1 protein-coding gene is annotated in these 482 nt (G+C 69.5%); it reads left to right on the top strand.

Annotated features, from left to right (window positions below; genetic code table 11):
• Positions 1-43 precede the first annotated feature (43 nt).
• Positions 44-482 (top strand): hypothetical protein (locus tag EEB19_RS26290; RefSeq protein WP_222929983.1); only part of this gene is annotated, 439 nt, incomplete at its 3' end.

The following is a 482-nucleotide window of genomic DNA, read 5'->3' as shown; positions in this document are numbered from 1 at the left end:
AGACGTAGTACTGCGGGTCAACACGACGGGCTTCCGTACCGCAATGGCGGAGGCCAGCCGCCTGGCAACGCAGAATCTCAAGACACTGCGCGCGGAGGCCGAGCGGACGGCCGCCGCGCTGGCGCGCGTGCATGCGGCACCGGAGGGCGCAACGGGCAAGGCCGCGACAAAGGCAAAGGCCAACGTCGGCGGCGATGTGCTCGGCAGCGGCTTGAAGGAGCTTGGTAGCGGCCTGCTGACGGCCGCCGGTGGCCCATGGGGCATCGCCATCGCGTCGGTGCAGAAGCTGGGCGAAGCGTACCTGGACATGGTCAAGGCGTCCGAACGTGCGCGCAGCGAGTACAAGGAGCAGATGCAGTCGCTGCAGCAGATGTCGTTCTCGATGGACCAGGCCGGCCTGGGCATGGGCGCGGGCACGCTGCCCCTGGAGCAGGCGGTCGCCACGCTGCATGAGCAGGCCAGGGCGCTGCGCGAGCTGGAGG

The sequence above is a fragment of the Gordonia sp. OPL2 genome (assembly GCF_003797825.1).
GTDB lineage: Bacteria > Actinomycetota > Actinomycetes > Mycobacteriales > Mycobacteriaceae > Gordonia.
Note: the sequence above shows the minus strand (reverse complement) of the source record. Positions and strands in the feature narration are given on the sequence as shown.